The sequence below is a fragment of the Pseudomonas sp. NBRC 111143 genome (assembly GCF_001320965.1).
GTDB lineage: Bacteria > Pseudomonadota > Gammaproteobacteria > Pseudomonadales > Pseudomonadaceae > Aquipseudomonas > Aquipseudomonas machongensis.
This window is the reverse complement of record NZ_BCBT01000034.1, coordinates 50,525-64,186: the sequence shown is the minus strand read 5'-3', so window position 1 is coordinate 64,186 and position 13,662 is coordinate 50,525. Positions and strand designations below refer to the sequence as shown.

Below are 13,662 nucleotides of genomic sequence, written 5' to 3'. Positions count from 1 at the left end.
ACCTGGCTCGCTAAAAGCCAAATCCGCGGTCAGTGGGTGGAAACTGAACACATGCCCGGCTTCGACAAGCAGCACCCTGATATGTACGCCAAAGCGCTTGCCGAGTACGAAGCCGAGGCGGCGAAATTACAGCTGATAGCCCCAGCAGCAAACTGAATGACTGATGAGAGAAAGCATGAACTTTGAAACCCGAAAGAAAAAGCTAATGGACATAAGGAGGTGTGCGCTGGACATGCAGAACGGGACCCTTCCACCGTCCATGATGGCAAGCCTTCTCGCCTCTATTTCCACTGCCATCATTGTCGGAGTCATCATGAAACAGGACCCACTTTTGGTAGTAGGCACCAGCCTTGTGGTTGCCCTGCTGGTTTACTTTCGAGCCCCATTTTCTAAGTCGTGGGCCGAGGCTCTTGATAACCGGCTAACCGACTATGAGCCAATCGACCATGAAGCGTACGCCACTTTTCACCATGCGACACGTGAGCGGGGCGGCCTCGATCTTCCTGCGGTGTTCAGTTGGATAGAGCAGGAAATGACTGCTCTCTCCGCTATCACACCGAAAGTCCCAGATTGCGCAGCCCACAAGTTCATCAGCAAGCCAGTCAAGCCAGTGGCCAATGATCGCAGCCAGGAATAGCAGGCTATGAGCGCTCTTAGCTCAAGGCACTTGTCGTTCTAATCAGGTTCACCATAGGCCGGCCTAAGGAACGGCTGCCAATTCTCGGCTCCCTCGATGTCGACGGCCTGGCCCGCAGCGGAAATTTTAAAGCTCAGTTTTCGCTTATCGGCCACCAGAAGCCCCCTGTTTGCTAGTCCTCGGGCAATGCCAAGCACGACCAGGAGAGGAGGGTAATAACTTCGCCCGATCCATGGCTCAAATGGGTCCAAGAATTCGTTTGGCTGCTGTTGCCCCTGGTAAAGAATGCGCAGGGCAGTGAGCGACATCGGCTTGCTGGCAGGGTCAATTTTTGGTTTTTGCATAGGCAAGCCTTTCAGCACTCTGGCGACCCTCCTGCCATCAGTTGTAAGCCTGACATAAAGAGACATGAGATCGCCCAAACCGATCAGCCGGTGATCCGTGTTCAGCAAGCCGCGGCTTTCCAGGGAATGCCACGTTGAGCCGGCGCCATGACCGACCAGTTTCATCTCCGCGAGCGCGTACCGTAACGGGCCATCGTACGTCATTCTTCGGACCCGACCGTCAGGACCATATTCCAGCCACCGCCATTGGCTCGCTGGCGCAGAGCCTGGCCCAGAATTCGCCTGCTCGGCCCGCTGATCTTCGTCATACGCCACCACGAGGTAGGCACGCTGGCGCTCGTTGAGCGACTCAGCGATCTCGGTTATTCGGGTGATCAGCTTTTCCTGGGCCATGATGCTGCTGAAAATTTGGGCACTTCCTTAACTTAAGCACCGCCGCCGAGCTTTGCCTTGCCGGGCGATCGCCGGCCTGGCCGAACGCGTATACACCACTGAATCACAACCACCGTCTCAAACCGGGGCAGCTTTATAGCTCGATGCACACCATCTCCGGAGACCAGGTCACCCGCATAGACCTGCTTTTCCAGGAGATCAGTATGTCCAAGCAAATCCAAGCAAATCAAACTGCAGTTCTGGTCGCTGACCGTGAGCAAGGTACGATCCTCGCCGCACTTCGCCACTACCAGGAGATCCTCCGAAGTGGGGCGTCAGCTGCTCCGGGCCTGCTTGATATCGCAAGCAATTCCGGTCAGCTCACGCCCCTGTCGACCCAAGAGATCGAAGTGCTGTGCGAGAAAGTAAATTTCGGGTCGACCCTCAAGGAGCTCGAATCGTTCGTCGCCAACGCAAAAGCTAAGTGAAGGGTGGCGGTATGCATCCGATCATTGAAGCCTCGCGGCTTATGAAGGGCGCGCAGATCACGCGGAAAGCAGCGGTACATGCCAATGGGGGGACTATCTTCCTCTGGGAGCTCTCAACTGGTGACACCATTGAGACCATACGTTCAACCCATGGCTTCAGTTCAACCGCGTTGAAGGCCATCCCCTTTATCGATCGCGTCAATTACTACAGCGCCATGCGTGGCACCAAGGTAACTGGTAGCTACCAGCTACAAGCTTAGAAACGCTCCATCCAACCCGGCCATGCGCCGGGTTTTTTCATGTGGGTTTATAGAGAGCTGAGACTCATCTCCCGAGGCAAGTTCAACGCCTTACGGCAAGACAAGTGCCCTGGCACACCTCACATGAAAGGAGCAGGCAATGGCCACTCTCACCGCAGTTCAAGCGAAGAAGAAAATCGATGATCACCTGTTGAAAGGGGCGGGCATCTACGCCTACCACCCGAAGCTGGGATGTCGCTACTTCAAAGCACGTGTGTCAGGCGAAAAGCTGGAGGTCTGGGACGGATTCAGTTGGTTCGAGGTACCTCGCGAGACGAAGTTCAACAACGGCCATGGATCCGCGGGTGACCTGTTCACTTTTTGATTTGCCAGCAAAAAACGCCTTTCAGGAGAAACACATGAACACCCGCACCCCTATCGCGAAAATGGGCAAGACCATCAATGCTGCCGAAGTCGAATTTAAAGTCGCCCGCAGTTTTTACAAAGTAGAAGTCCCTGCCGGTACCCGCTGCTGCTACCTCGCCGGCGGAACCAACGGAGGACGCTGGGTCGTTGACGACCTGTCTTTCCTCAATCCGAACTCTGCCGTGTACCACGATGCGGACCACTACGGGATTCCGGTTCCAGAAACCAACGTAATTGAGGATCCACGCCGGACGTGAGTCGGCTGGACTCTTGCGAGTTCTCCAACTCTGCATAACTGCTTCACCCGCCCTCGAATCTATTGGTTCGGGGGTTTTCTTATGCCACCGACTGTTCCCAGGAGCTGGGCGCCGTATGAAGTGCCCCTTCCTCCGCCAGCATCTCGGCGCCTTCGCGCTCGATCGCTCCCGCAGTAGATACCTCAGGCGTTAGCGGCAGCTGGCAATCACCGCACACCAGGTTGAACTGGTCGCCGCCGAGCACAGATTTGTTGCAGCCAGCACATGTGTATTTCGTTCTGGCCCAGACTTTTTTTTGCGCGCTTCGGCGGCCAGCACCAGCAGGCCCGGCCGCACCCGCCAGATTGATGTTCAGCCCCTGATCGTGAAGCTCGCGGATGAGGAGGCTCAGGCCCCCGCCTTCGAGAAGGTAGTGCGACACCTTCTGCCCGATCACTTGGCCACCAGGCAGGCCGGTACTGGACGGCTGCAGACCGATCTCGACCATTTTATCGGCCCAGACCTGGTCGTGGTAGGCCCGCCGCGGGGGCTGTCCGGAGTGCTGCCGGTACTGATGACAGGCTTGATGCGCCAGCGATTCGATCATCTTGCTGCTCGAAAGGTGCGCCCCAACGGCGATTTGGTCCAAGGCCGGGCAGAGCTCCCCGCTCGGAAGAGCGCCAGGCCGGTAATGGCCTTCAGACCCTTGGCGTGTCGAGAATCTGATTTCACAGCCAGGTAATGACCCGGAAAAGAAGCGCTCATTGATTGCCTGATAGGCGTGGTGCAGTTGCTGCAACGGGTGAGATGGCGGCTTTGCGGTATCCATAACTCTCTTTTAATACTCGCTGCGTATAGTCACGAGTTGTCGGTATTGCTAGTATATGGTCACACGTACACATAATTCTACCGGCACCATTTATAAATCTGAGGTAACCGATGAAAAAGCTCGTTGTCGCTATCGCTCTCGCCAGTTGCTCGCTGGCTGCATTCGCCCAGGCCGAGTCGCCTGCACCCGAGGTTGCTCAGGCCCCTGCCGCAGCCACCGCTCCAGCAGCTGCGGCAGCGGCGCCAGCTGCTGACATCGAGATCATGACCGTGCTCAACACGCTCAAGGGCAAATACCCCTCCACCAACTTCACCAACGTAGAGCGGGCGCCGATCGATGGCCTCTACGAAATTACCATGGGCAAGAACATTGCCTACACCGATGCCTCAGGTCGCTACCTGTTGTTCGGCAGCGTTTACGACATGCAGACTCGCAAGGACCTGACGGCACCCAAGCGAGCTGCAGCTGAGAAAATCGACGTTTCGAAGTTTCCGCTGGCAGACGCGTTCACTCGCGTAAAGGGCAACGGCTCCCGCAAGCTCTATCTGTTCTCTGATCCTGACTGCCCGTACTGCAAGAAGCTGGAAACGGAGGTCCTCAGCAAGTTGGACAATGTCACCATTTACACCTTCATGTATCCGCTGGAGTCGCTGCACCCGCAGGCTCGCGCCAAATCTGAATCGGTCTGGTGTCTGCCTGAGGCTGGCCGTGCTGCTGCATGGGAATCCTTGGCGCAAGGCACCCAGCCGCCGGCGAAGAAATGCGATAACCCAATCGAGCGCAACATCGCGCTGGCCGAAAGCATTGGCTTCCAGGGTACTCCCGCCATGGTGAGCGAAGACGGTCGGAAGATGCCGGGGCTGGTATCGGCCGAGCGGCTCGACGCCTGGCTCAACGGCGGTTCCTGATCTCCCGCCAACAGTCTTCTCCACGTGGCCATCTCGATGGCCACGTTGGTTTCTGATCACCTGATCGTCATGAGCCCCGGGCTGGGCATTCTCATTGGAGTTGTGATGAAGCTACGCCGCTTATGCGCATCCGCTTTCCTTACCGCCCTCTACCTCGCGTCATCCACTGTTCATGCCGAAGAGCTCGGCAAGTACGGAAACACCTGGGAGATCCAGGAGCAGGATGCAATCGACATGATCCAAGGTCGGTTGAAAGCGATGGACAAGAAAGGCGAACTCGACAAGTTCTGGAACGACTACCGCGACAAGCAGTTGGCCGGAGCAGAAAACCCCAAGCCGGTACCCGGCATTGGGCCCGTCGTTGAGCCGCAGATCAGGATGTACGACCCGACCTACACGTACCCTGAGACCGTCAAAGATCATCTGGGTAACATCCTGGTGCCGGCGGGCACTCGCATCAACCCGCTGGACCACATCACCCTCAGCAAAGCGATCATCTTCATCGACGCTCGCGACCCGAAGCAGCTGCAGTACGCCAAGAAGCGCACCGATGAGCATCCCCGGGACAAAGTGATATTGGTCGCGGGTTCGTTCCTGAAGCTCAACCGGGAGTGGGGTCGCCCGGTCTACTTCGACCAGATGGGCATCCTCACGAAGAAGTTCGGGATCGAGCGCGTTCCCGCGGTCCTGACCCAAAAGGGCAGGGAACTCCAGATCGAGGAGTTGAAGCTATGAAGAAACTGCTTATGGCCCTGGGCTTTGTGGCAACGGCCCTGCTCAGTACGGTCAGCTCTGCCGATGAAGGCGTGTGCACCGGTAAATTCCCGAACCTGATTTCGGACGTCTGCTGGTCCTGCATGTTCCCGATCAAGCTTTTCGGTTCAACGGAGCTCATTTCCGATGGCCAGGAAGACTTCGACAGCGGGAACAAAAGCGCATTCTGCACGTGCGATAACCCGCCCAAGGTCGGCATTCCCACCTCGTTCTGGGAGTTCGACATGATGACCGACGTTACCACGGTGCCTGGATGCTTCCCCTTGCTCGGTGGGGTGAAAGTCAACGTAGGCGTCAACGCAGATGCATTCGGCTACATCTCTGACGATCAGAGCAGCGGCATCGGCAGCACCCGCGACTCGTTCATGCAGGTCAACTTCTATATCAACCCGGCCATGTATGTGATGGGCGCCATCCTGGACGACACGTGCATGGACAACCGCGGTATCGACGTGCCCTGGATGTCTTTCGCGGACCCAACCCACAACGATGACGAACTCGCCGGCATCCTGACCCCCTACGCGTTCCCCTTCGGGAGCATGCTGGCGATCGGGGCCATGTCCGCCGATGCCGTTGCCGCTGCTACAGGCTTCCCACTGTCCACGATCTTCTGGGCCGCCGGCTCCTACGGTCACATGTACCCGCTGACCGGTCGGAACGAGGCGCACCTGAGCATGGAGCAAACCGCCCGGCTGCAAACCACGCGAATCCTCGCGAAACTCCATGCCGCGGGTACCCAGTGGGCGGCAATGGGAGGTGACGCAATGTGCGGCTACTACCCGCAGATCATCATGGACAAGCGGCAGTACAAGCTGACTCGCCTCTACCCCAAGCCTGAGACCGCAAAAATCGCAGGCAAGTGCTGCTCTCCAATCGGGCGGTCGACAATTCTGACCGAATCGAACACTGAGTTCCCTCTCCCAGGATACAAGGACTTTGGCTATGGCATTTTCCGTAAACGCGACTGCTGCGGCGGCGCTACTCTTAGCAACTAGTTTCTTCGCCGTGCCTGCCGTGTCCCAGCAGCTGGAAATGCCTTCCAACGAAGCTATCCAGAAGATCATGCAGGAGCAGGCGGCATCTCGAAGTGCCGCTCTGAACGGGAAGATTGATCCGGTGAAGCCGGGCACGTTCAAGGCCACGGTACCGGTCATCGACGCCCCAGCGCCCACCAAGACCGAGTCGCTTGACGACGTCATTGCGCGATTCAACGCCGCAAAACAAGGTGCAAAGGGTGGCCACGGCGCGAACGACTTCATCATCTTCGTGTCGTTCTCGATGCCCAAAGACAGGCTTGAGCGGCTGGCGCAACAAGCTCGCGAAACCGGTGCTGTCATGGTCGTGAGAGGGTTCAAGAATGGCTCCCAGATGCAGACCAAACAGGCTGCGCTGGAGGTGAACAAGGCCGGTGTGCCGTGGGAGATCAATCCCAATCTGTTCAAGGCCTTCAAAGTGGAATCGGTACCAACGTTCGTCGTGGCGTCTGCAGAAGCAGAGTCCGTTCTGGACGATGGCTGCTCACCAGATGCCACCTTCACGTCGATCACCGGCGACATCAGCGCAATGTTGGCCCTGGATACCATCCGCCTCCGTGCGCAGCCTGAGATCGCAAAGCTTGCCGAGGCCAGGTTGCAGAAGATCTACAAACAACAAGCCCCTGGCACCGTCCACTGATCACGATCGAGCCCGGCATCGCGCCGGGCTTCTGGTGAAACTATGCAAACTGAACTGACCACCATTGCTTGGGAGCCTGGCTTCCAACTGAACCTGAGCTCCTGGGCTGATTTGGAGATTGCGAAGCGTCGTGGAGAAAGCCCAGGCGAACTATCAGCATGCGCTTTGAATTCCTGCATCTTCTACCTAGGCGCCTATGTCATGACTCGCGACCTGGTCGCACACGTCGAAAAGGGCATCACCTGGAACGCGCAGGTTTATGAGGCATGGAACTATGGCCGCTGCCAAGAAATTCACAAAATCTGCCGAGGGCTTGCACCATCAGATGCCGACGCCCTGTTGCATGCTAGTGGGTATGCGGACGTCAGCCTGGATGAGCTCAGCGACGCCTCGGACGAAGCAGTCCAAGAGGCATGGGCCGCGCTGTACGGCGAGTAATAAAAAACCCGGCCTCAGGAGAGGCCGGGTGCTGTAAAACGTTAATCAGCTTGAGCCAAGCGCCCAGAACCGAATGCCACACGACGGGCCACTGCATTCCATTCCTGCACAGTAACCAGCATGCTGGAGCGGGCCTTCTCGTGACCGTTTACTGTCTGGCGATACTGCAAGCGCACAAAGCCAGGCGTGACACTTGGATACCCTTCGAGCTCATACACGTTACGAAAACCGTCAACATCGATGTTGCTGGCGGTGTAGATCTGCGAGAAGAACATCCTGTAATAACCGGCCTTTGCCAGCATCACAGCAATTTCGCAGAGCAGTTTCAAGCGCATGCAGCACGCGGTGATGAACAGTACGAGTTCAAGCGACAGAGCTTGAGCCTTACGTTTGCAAACATCGGTGTCGATAGTCAGTTTCATGGTCATTCTCCCGGGTTGAGTGGCTAAGCCTTGCGTTTGCCTAGTACCCGGTAATGCACATCACGCGACTACAAATCGGATTATCCCTGTGCGGCCTCCTCACCGCCGAGCGCTTCCATGAGAGCGGGTACGAGCTTTGCCAGCACGCCGGCGTAAGTCAGAAACATCGCGCCGAATGCAGCCTCCTCTTCCTCCTCATCGGGAATCTCTTTGTTCACGTTTTCGAGGAAAACAATGCGCTTGAGTGTCGACTTGTCAGTCAGCACGAAGGACACCTCTTCATTGAACGTCATGGCCAACCGTACGGGGCGCCGACCTTCGAGGAGGTGCTGTCGGATCTCCTCGCGCTCCAGGCTGATCGAGGCGTAGCCCACCTTAGATTTTTCAAGGTCCAGCCCCTGCAGGTTGACCTCACGGTCGACCGTGAATTCGTCGGGGGATTCGTTGTTCATCAACCAGGTGGCCATCGCAGAGGAGGGGTCCATCGAGGTTCGAATCAGTGATGCAGGGATATCGATGGCGTCATGTATTTGAGTGACGACATCATCGGCTTTCGCCGGTGAGCCACAGTCGATGCCGATCAGGCCCGCCGAAGTATCGATCCACACCTTCTCAGTGCTCTGTGACTCGAATGCCCTGGGCAAGAGCTCGATAAACGCCTCTTCCTTCATCGCCTTGAGCTGGTCCCGGCTCGGCTTGTAGCCCTTCTCGGAGAGCATCTTGGCCGCCTTCTTCGCCACGTGTCGCTGCAATACAGGCTCGGGTACCTTCTTTTCTTCAAAGCACAGATTTAGCAGGATCTGCTTCTGCACCTCGAACACGAGGCCACCGCCAACCCGGGGCTCCACCCAACCCTGGGTTTTGATGACGCTACCCGTACAGGGAGTGAATGCCCTTTTTTCCAGACGTTTCGCAAGCTCGGCCGTAGACAAGCTCCAGGGCTCAGTAATCCGGTAGAGGTGAAGGTTCGAAAACATGATGCAACTCACTCCTGGCCGGCTTACCGCCAGCACAATTTGGCGCACGAAAAAGAAACATGTACGCATAATACTGGCAGATTTATAATCATGCACACACCTATCCTGCCAGTGGAAAAACCATGTCTGAATTCGCCCAGGTTGAGCAACGCCTTCTTCAACTCCGTGCAGAGGTCGCTGGACACATGGATGCGTACCACCGACTCGATGCCCCGACGATCCCGGACGGAGAATTCAACCTCCTGTTTCGTGAACTGGAGCAACTGGAAGCTGCGTATCCAGATCTGGCTACCGCTGACTCAACAACGCAGCGGGTCGGTGGCCGGGTTCTGGAAGAGTTCCTCCAAGCACAACACGATGTCCCAATGCTGTCGCTCAAAGACGCCATGAACGAGGAAGAGGCCCGGGCATTTGCAAGCTCTGTGGTGGATGAGCTGTCACAGCCGGCGGACATCGAGTTCACCGCTGAACTGAAGTACGACGGCTTAGCGCTTTCGGCTCGATACTTGGCTGGCGTCCTGGTTCGCGCAGTCACCTGCGGGGATGGAACGACCGGTGAGGATGTAACGGCACAGGCCAAAACCATCCTGAACTTGCCCCTGACCCTACCAGCGGCCACTGATCTGGAGGTTCGTGGCGAGGTTGTCATACTCAATAGCGATTTTAAGATCGTGAATGAGCGCCTCAAGAGCCAGGGCTTGAAGACCCTCGCCAACCCCCGCAACGCCGCCGCCGGCAGCATGCGCCAGCTGGACCCCAAAGTAACTGCGTCCAGGAGACTGTCTTTCTACGCGTATGGCGCCCAAGAGCTCGACGGCACCCCTGCGTTCAAGGCAACCAAACAGTGGAAGATCATTGAGGGCTTGCTGGAGCTCGGATTCAGCATTGCCCCGGAAACGACCGTGGTCCACGGCTGGGATGGCATCAAAGGGTTCTACGATGCGGTGGGTGCGAATCGCCACAACCTCCCAGTAGCCATCGACGGCGTCGTATTCAAGGTCAACTCCCTCGCCGACCAAGAACGCCTTGGCTGGAACAATCGCACCCCCCGATTCGCCATTGCGTCCAAGTACCCAGCAGAGGAGGCCGTCTCCGTCGTCGAAGACATTGTGGTGCAGATCGGCCGAACGGGGCCTGCGACCCCTGTGGCAAAGCTCAAGCCTGTGCGCGTCGGTGGCGTAGTGGTATCCAGCGCCAACCTCCACAACGCCGATCAGATCGAGGCCAAGGGTATCAAGGTCGGTAGCACCGTCATCGTTCGCCGAGCGGGCGATGTGGTACCGGAGATCGTTCGGACAGTGCCCTCGATCGGCGATAAGACCCTCTCCCACTATGTGATGCCGACAGAGTGCCCGTCATGTGGTAGCCCCCTCGTTCGCCTGCAGGGCGCCGTCGAGCTGCATTGCCCAGGTGGCATTAAATGCCCGGCACAGAAGCAGGGCAAGATCGCTCACTTCGCGTCTCGGCTGGGAATGAACATCGACAACCTGGGCGACAAGTCGGTCTCAACTCTGATCGCCGCCGGCCTGATCAGCATGCCTTCCGACTTGTACAGTCTGAACGACAAGGTCATCGCACCGCTCCCCGGGTTTGGGCCGGTCTCAGCGAAGAACCTGGTCGCGGGCATTGAGGGCTCGAAAGCTCCGGACCTTCCGCGATTCATTTTCTCGCTGGGGATCGAGGGTGTCGGCGAGGCCACCAGCAAAGCTCTGGCGGCGCAGTTCGGGTCCTGGTCAGCATTCCGCGCAGCGACTTACGCGCAACTGCTGGCCATCGCGGATGTTGGGGATGGTACCGCCACCAACATCACCCGATTCTTCGAGGATTCTACTCTCGGTGCTGAGGCAGATCGGCTGGCCACGATCACCACACCCAACGACTTCGCTGCCATCGGCGGGGCCTCGCTGAAAGGGAAGGTTGTCGTCCTCACCGGCACTTTTCCAACCCTCAGCAGAGAGGCTGCCAAAGCTCTGGTCGAAGGAGCCGGGGGGAAGGTCTCAAGCAAGGTTTCAAGCAAAACCAGCTTCGTCGTTGCCGGCGAGGCAGCAGGCTCGAAACTCGAAGCCGCCAAGGACCTGGACATCGATGTGTGGGATGAAGCCCGGCTATTGGCCGCCGCCGCGGGCTGAGTATTACAGGCCGGCGTGAAGCATCACAGAGCATTAAGATTTCATCTGGAGAACCAGAAAATGTCAGTAACTAATGGACCATACAAGCGCGATGCTAATGGAGTCGCCTATGAAGTCGACTTTGAGTATGTGCGAGATAACGTCCCGCTCGACTGGTTCTTCGAGCACATGCTCGGTGCGAAAGCGAGACCATCAGCAGGTGCAATTCGGTACAACATCTGTCCAAACCCTGAATGCGGAGCTTCTTCCGTTCACTCGGTGAAGATCAGCGTGAAAAACGGCGGGTGGCTCTGCTACTCGTGCGGTGAGCAAGGTGACGTGGTCGCTGCGGCGGCATTTTACTGGGGGAAATCTCATCGGGAGGCAGGTCTTGACCTGATGGGCGCCGATGTTGAGCTGCTGAAGCACTATGTTCCGCCCAAGCCCATGGACGCGATCCAACGCGATGACAGTGCTCTTGCGCTGGTATTGCAACGCGTCGCCGAAGCTTGCAGTTATCCCTCGAAAGATGCCCTGAAGTACTTTGCTGGCCGGGGTATATCTGAGGATGTAGCCCGGGAAGCTTGCAACCGAGGCATCCTCATCACAATCCCGAACAACCCGATGGAAGCCAAGGGGTTCTTGACTGAAGTCGCAGGGCAGGAACTGATGGTGAAAGCGGGCCTGTGGAACCCCGAAAAAAAGGCGCCAGCCTGTGCATTTCGGCCACTGTGGTTTCGGTCGCAATCGCACTGTGCTGCTGAGTTTAGGCTCATGCGTGAACCCAAAGAAGGGGAGAAGAAGGCCATGCGGTACGGCGGAAAATCTCCTTGGATCTGGGAAGGCTCTGAAAGTGAGTTCATGATCGTCGAAGGTCCGATCGACATGTTATCAGCCGTCGAAATGGGGTCGAAAAGGACGATCTTCGCGCTTCCTGGTTGCGAGAATTGGGAGCCTGAATGGTTCAACATGATGGCCAAGAAGAACGTGCTTCAGGCGCTCGATCCTGATAAGCCGGGCTTCAAGGCTGCAGAGAACCTCAAGCCAGTGCTAGTGGCTCTTGAAGCCAACCTTGGCACCTTCAATCCACCCAACCGGGTCGGCGACTTAAACGAGCAGCTCAAGCACATGCGTGGCCTCCTAAACTAACCCACCAAACCCGGCTCTCGCAGCCGGGTTTTTTTGGCTTGTTACAATGCGACCCCGGGGAGTGCGTCGGTAGATTCATAACGCGTACACATACATCAATACGGGTGATAAAATCACCGCTCAGAGAAGTGGAGCCCCCCTTTTGGACCGTCGAACATTCCTGCAATATGCCCTCGGCTTGGCCGCTTCCTCAACTCCGCTGCTCTCAAGCGCCAGCACCTTCTGGGATCAACCCAGACGTCTCTGGCTGAAGCGTGAGATCAAACCCGGGCAGTGGGAGGAGGTCGACAAGGTCTATTACCAGAACGGTCGACTCGATTGGTCCGGCTATGACCCCGTGTGCCGACTGATGCGCGATGTTCACACGGGCAAGGCTGTGCAGATGAGCCCTGTGCTCCTGGACGTCGCAGGAATTCAAGGTTGGTTCAAAATTCACGGGATAACGAAGCCCATCATCGTGCTTTCAGGGTATCGCGAAGAGTCGACCAACAAGAAGGTGGGTGGCAAAAAGCACTCTGCGCACCTAAGAGGTGGCGCTTGCGACCTCACAGTGCCAGGCGTACCGGTAGACTACCTTCGACGACTAGCCCTATATCTTGAGGGCGGCGGCGTGGGCGTTTACCCAGGCCGGAACTTCATTCACGTAGACGATGGAAATTTGAGGGTCTGGCGGGGATAGTACCAGGCTCTCGCTCGATGAAGAGCCTGGCTGCCCCCGATCATGCTTAGAACATGCTGGACCAGGAGATCTGGTTGACGAGGGGCTTGTGAGGGAGCAAGGCCAGGTCCACGGCCCTCAGTGCTGGGTTACGGCCGGTGAGGTACCAGCAATCATTTTGCTGACTCAGCATGTATCGATCACACAGCCGCTCCAAAGCCGAACGATAGGCCTCTGTGACATTGCCGCCGGATGCGAGTGCCAGCAGGTCAGCCGATCGAATGCCAGGCTGCCCCCACGCTACCCGAGCAAGATCGTACCCTTCATCACCGGCCAGGATGAAGATCTCATCCGCAACAGCTTCTGGCACGGGGTCGATCATGAAAGGAAACTCGACCGGGAACACGTACCAGCGACGCCAGAACTCGTAGTGGATCCGCAGACGAATGACGTCCTTGCGAGCTCCAAGCACCTCACAGCACTTATCAAATGCCCAGTCGCCAAGGGTAGGCCCGAACACCCATTGGGCAGCTGTCACATACACATCGGTCGGCAGTTTCTTCGCGAACAAAGCCTCGACGTTGGCCTTAATGATGCGAAACGCGAGACGCGTTACGCCGTCCTCGAAATCCTCTTCATCAAGCCGGCGCAGCTCATCCTTCTTCAGTTTTCGTCTTTGCGCTCCAAGGTTCGATAGATTATTGAGTGCGGCGAGCCCAAGTTCTTCAGCAAAAGGATATGACTCGACCACAGTTTCGTCAGTCCCCAGAAAATCCACTTGAGCATCGTCTGCAGCGTTATCAAGATCGAAGGCGTCAAGACCTTCGAAAAGATTGGCGCTATCAAAGCTCTCAAGCCAGTTACGAACATCGCCAGGATCAGAAAGACCGCCAGAATCGTCAGATAGAAGCTCAGATCCGAAGACATCATTTTCTTCCTCGTTGCCCAGGGGCATATCAGTGAATTCGTTCATTGGCACCACC

General features: G+C 57.1%; 18 protein-coding genes. 13 read left to right on the top strand and 5 right to left on the bottom strand.

Going from position 1 to position 13,662, the window contains the following annotated elements:
- Positions 1–175 precede the first annotated feature (175 nt).
- Positions 176–637 carry a hypothetical protein gene (locus tag APH44_RS18455; protein WP_023383763.1) on the top strand — a complete coding sequence of 154 codons (462 nt, stop codon included), beginning with the start codon at positions 176–178 and terminating at the stop codon, positions 635–637.
- Between the two features lie 38 nt (positions 638–675).
- Here APH44_RS18455 and APH44_RS18450 read toward each other — a convergent pair whose 3' ends face one another.
- A complete protein-coding gene (locus APH44_RS18450) occupies positions 676–1,374 on the bottom strand; it encodes a hypothetical protein (RefSeq protein WP_023383764.1) in 699 nt (232 codons plus the stop codon).
- Between the two features lie 203 nt (positions 1,375–1,577).
- Here APH44_RS18450 and APH44_RS18445 point away from each other — a divergent pair, with 203 nt between their 5' ends.
- The 4 genes from APH44_RS18445 (at position 1,578) to APH44_RS18430 (ending at position 2,763) form a co-directional block, all read left to right on the top strand.
- Positions 1,578–1,841, top strand: a complete 264-nt coding sequence (locus tag APH44_RS18445; protein ID WP_054893917.1) for a hypothetical protein — start codon at positions 1,578–1,580, stop codon at positions 1,839–1,841.
- Positions 1,842–1,852: 11 nt separating this feature from the next.
- Positions 1,853–2,101: a hypothetical protein gene (locus tag APH44_RS18440; protein ID WP_023383766.1), complete on the top strand. Its 249-nt coding sequence runs from the start codon at positions 1,853–1,855 to the stop codon at positions 2,099–2,101.
- A 139-nt stretch (positions 2,102–2,240) separates the two neighbouring features.
- A complete protein-coding gene (locus APH44_RS18435; RefSeq protein ID WP_023383767.1) occupies positions 2,241–2,465 on the top strand; it encodes a hypothetical protein in 225 nt (74 codons plus the stop codon).
- 34 nt (positions 2,466–2,499) lie between these two features.
- The gene (locus APH44_RS18430) at positions 2,500–2,763 is read left to right on the top strand and encodes a hypothetical protein (protein ID WP_023383768.1); all 264 of its coding nucleotides are present in this window, start codon (positions 2,500–2,502) and stop codon (positions 2,761–2,763) included.
- A 79-nt stretch (positions 2,764–2,842) separates the two neighbouring features.
- On the opposite strand, the gene APH44_RS18425 is transcribed toward APH44_RS18430, so the two are convergent.
- Positions 2,843–3,571 carry a hypothetical protein gene (locus APH44_RS18425; RefSeq protein ID WP_041925798.1) on the bottom strand — a complete coding sequence of 243 codons (729 nt, stop codon included), beginning with the start codon at positions 3,569–3,571 and terminating at the stop codon, positions 2,843–2,845.
- A 110-nt stretch (positions 3,572–3,681) separates the two neighbouring features.
- Here APH44_RS18425 and APH44_RS18420 point away from each other — a divergent pair, with 110 nt between their 5' ends.
- From APH44_RS18420 to APH44_RS18400, 5 genes are read left to right on the top strand one after another with little or no spacing between them, the layout of a single operon-like run.
- Complete coding sequence (locus APH44_RS18420) at positions 3,682–4,479, top strand: DsbC family protein (protein WP_023383770.1); 798 nt, start codon at positions 3,682–3,684, stop codon at positions 4,477–4,479.
- 36 nt (positions 4,480–4,515) lie between these two features.
- Complete coding sequence (gene traW / locus APH44_RS18415; protein ID WP_023383771.1) at positions 4,516–5,214, top strand: type-F conjugative transfer system protein TraW; 699 nt, start codon at positions 4,516–4,518, stop codon at positions 5,212–5,214.
- Complete coding sequence (locus APH44_RS18410) at positions 5,211–6,248, top strand: TraU family protein (protein WP_023383772.1); 1,038 nt, start codon at positions 5,211–5,213, stop codon at positions 6,246–6,248. The genes traW and APH44_RS18410 overlap by 4 nt, the downstream gene beginning before the upstream one ends.
- Positions 6,196–6,927: a type-F conjugative transfer system pilin assembly protein TrbC gene (trbC, locus tag APH44_RS18405; protein ID WP_224459419.1), complete on the top strand. Its 732-nt coding sequence runs from the start codon at positions 6,196–6,198 to the stop codon at positions 6,925–6,927. Before APH44_RS18410 ends, trbC begins: the two co-directional genes overlap by 53 nt.
- Positions 6,928–6,969: 42 nt before the next feature.
- Positions 6,970–7,365: a hypothetical protein gene (locus APH44_RS18400; RefSeq protein WP_023383774.1), complete on the top strand. Its 396-nt coding sequence runs from the start codon at positions 6,970–6,972 to the stop codon at positions 7,363–7,365.
- Positions 7,366–7,406: 41 nt separating this feature from the next.
- Here the strand turns inward: APH44_RS18400 and APH44_RS18395 are convergent, their stop codons facing one another.
- Entirely contained in the window at positions 7,407–7,787 is a 381-nt protein-coding gene (locus APH44_RS18395; protein WP_023383775.1) for a hypothetical protein, read from the bottom strand.
- A gap of 80 nt (positions 7,788–7,867) precedes the next feature.
- Positions 7,868–8,764, bottom strand: coding sequence for a recombination-associated protein RdgC (locus APH44_RS18390; RefSeq protein ID WP_023383776.1), 897 nt, complete (start codon positions 8,762–8,764; stop codon positions 7,868–7,870).
- 122 nt (positions 8,765–8,886) lie between these two features.
- Here APH44_RS18390 and ligA point away from each other — a divergent pair, with 122 nt between their 5' ends.
- From ligA to APH44_RS18375, 3 genes are all read left to right on the top strand, one after another.
- Positions 8,887–10,893, top strand: coding sequence for an NAD-dependent DNA ligase LigA (gene ligA, locus APH44_RS18385; protein WP_054893916.1), 2,007 nt, complete (start codon positions 8,887–8,889; stop codon positions 10,891–10,893).
- 60 nt (positions 10,894–10,953) lie between these two features.
- Positions 10,954–12,021 carry a toprim domain-containing protein gene (locus APH44_RS18380; protein WP_023383778.1) on the top strand — a complete coding sequence of 356 codons (1,068 nt, stop codon included), beginning with the start codon at positions 10,954–10,956 and terminating at the stop codon, positions 12,019–12,021.
- Between the two features lie 142 nt (positions 12,022–12,163).
- Entirely contained in the window at positions 12,164–12,700 is a 537-nt protein-coding gene (locus APH44_RS18375; RefSeq protein WP_054893915.1) for a DUF882 domain-containing protein, read from the top strand.
- Between the two features lie 46 nt (positions 12,701–12,746).
- On the opposite strand, the gene APH44_RS18370 is transcribed toward APH44_RS18375, so the two are convergent.
- A complete protein-coding gene (locus tag APH44_RS18370) occupies positions 12,747–13,652 on the bottom strand; it encodes a hypothetical protein (RefSeq protein ID WP_023383780.1) in 906 nt (301 codons plus the stop codon).
- Positions 13,653–13,662 lie beyond the last annotated feature (10 nt).